This window comes from Micromonospora sp. RTP1Z1, from assembly GCF_033804685.1.
Taxonomy (GTDB): Bacteria; Actinomycetota; Actinomycetes; order Mycobacteriales; family Micromonosporaceae; genus Micromonospora.
In genome coordinates this window covers 1-1,958 of sequence record NZ_JAPFQV010000124.1, presented here as the reverse complement: position 1 = coordinate 1,958, position 1,958 = coordinate 1, and the positions used below count along the sequence as shown (strand labels likewise).

General features: G+C 64.6%; 2 protein-coding genes. Both read right to left on the bottom strand.

What is annotated here, in order from left to right:
- Nucleotides 1–1,614: a DUF4082 domain-containing protein gene (locus tag SLP03_RS31310; protein WP_319464246.1), complete on the bottom strand. Its 1,614-nt coding sequence runs from the start codon at nt 1,612–1,614 to the stop codon at nt 1–3.
- Between the two features lie 139 nt (nt 1,615–1,753).
- A partial coding sequence (locus SLP03_RS31305; RefSeq protein ID WP_413644776.1) for a transposase occupies nt 1,754–1,958 on the bottom strand: 205 nt, incomplete at its 5' end.

Below are 1,958 nucleotides of genomic sequence, written 5' to 3'. Positions count from 1 at the left end.
TCAGTAGGCGGAGTTGAGGGTGGTGCCGTCGTCCCACCTGTTGTTCTGCCACAGGTTGCCCGGACGGTTGGGGTCGAAGCCGGTGACCGGACCGTAGTATCCGCATTTGCCGTTGTTACCGCGTTGGACGACGTTGTTGCTGAAGACCACGTGATCGGTGTGGTACGGCTTCGACGGACCGTCACCGCCGTAGACGCAGAACGAGATCTCCGTGTTCGCACCCAACAGGTTACGGTCGACCAGGACGGTGGAGATCGGCTCGAAGTCACCGAACAGGTTGACGTCCCCCGAGCAGCCACCACCTGCGCCGTCTCCCGGGCTGTCACAGACAATCGAGTTGTTCACCAACGTCACCCCCTTACCGCCGTTGGACAGGAAACCCCCCAGGTGCGCCGAACTGCCAGGATTGATCTTCTGGCCATGCAGCCAGGAATCCCGCACCACACAGTTCCACCAGCAACTCACGCTGGTCTGACCACCATGGATGTTCGAGCGCAGGATCGTCATGTTGGTGTGCCAGACCGCCGGCTGCTCCACGAGCCCGCCATCGACCTCGGAATCTTCCAACGTGAAGGAGTAATTCAGCTCCTCATCGTTGGAGATCGTCCCGTTGACCTTGCTCTTACGGATGATCACGCCTGAGGTCAACAGCCGCAGATCGCAGTTCACAATCTTCGAATCGATGATCCTCGCCGCCTTCGGCGTGGAGTCCGTCATCGTGCACGGGCCGGCATACGTGGTCAACAAGGTACCGACAGGGACCCCCGTGGTACCCGGCCCCGGCCAACAGCCACCCGACCCATTCGACCCACCCGGAACATGCGGCCTCCCGACAGGACACCGCACCCCCGGCGACACACTCACCGACGGCGAAACCGACGGCGACCCACCAGCCGACGACGTCACCGACCCCGACGCACTCGGCGACGGCACCGCCGTCACCGACCCAGAAACACTCGGCGTCGGACGCGCGGTGGCGGTGGGACTGGGGGGCGCCGGGGTGGGCGTGGCCGAGGCACGGGGTTTGAAGACCACATCCACCCAGTAGTTCGTGGCCTGGTAGCTGCGCCTCGGGAACCCGCTCTCGCCGTACTTGTATGCGCCGTTGGGGCGGTACGCGCCGTCGGCCGGGGCGCTCAGCGGGCCACTACTGTGGCGCGCCGAGAAGTAGTTGTTGTCGGCGGAGTAGCCGCCTACCCGGGTGTGGTAGGACGCCACGTAGACAGCATTCGCTCTGATGGTCACCGGACGCGAGAAGGCTGCATACTGCCAGCCGGATCTGGTCTCGTTCTCGAATTGGACCCTGGCCAGCCGCGACCCGTCGGCCGTCCAGAGACTCCCGTGATGCACCCCGGTATTCGACTCGGACTTGTAGTAGCGGACACCGTGAATCTCGCCGTCCCGGTCTGCAGTGAACCGGACGCCCAACTCCACCGCCTGCGCATCGCGGTGGGCAATGATCTTTGGCGTGGCCGAGTCGTTCCAGAGCGAGTACGTGCCCTGCCGGTCGAGGAGCCCGGTCGCGGCGGACGCGAGATTCAGTGCCACCATCCCGGACAGCGCCACCGCGCCGGCAACGGCTAGCGCGATGACAGTTCTGGCCTGCCGAACCACCAACGTATCCCCTCTGCCACCCGGTGCTGCGCACCCCGCTCTCCCGCATGGCCGGGTCCTTGCCCTGCGGCACGCTCCTGCCACAGGGTAGGTGCACAACGGTCATGGCGGAGCAATTTGCCACGATCGGCATGTCGCGTTATGCATGCAGCAAGGCGGACAATGGGGGCTCAGCGAAGTTAGTGGGGGTTGAGGTGTCCGCGGCTTTTCCGGGTGGTGCGCAGCGTGTTCGTAGGCGTTGGTTGATGGGGTTGCGGAAGCCGTAGGCGTTGCGGGCGACGGTTTTGATGACTCGGTTGGTGCCTTCGGATCCGGCGTTGGTGATTCCGGTGCGGATGAACGCC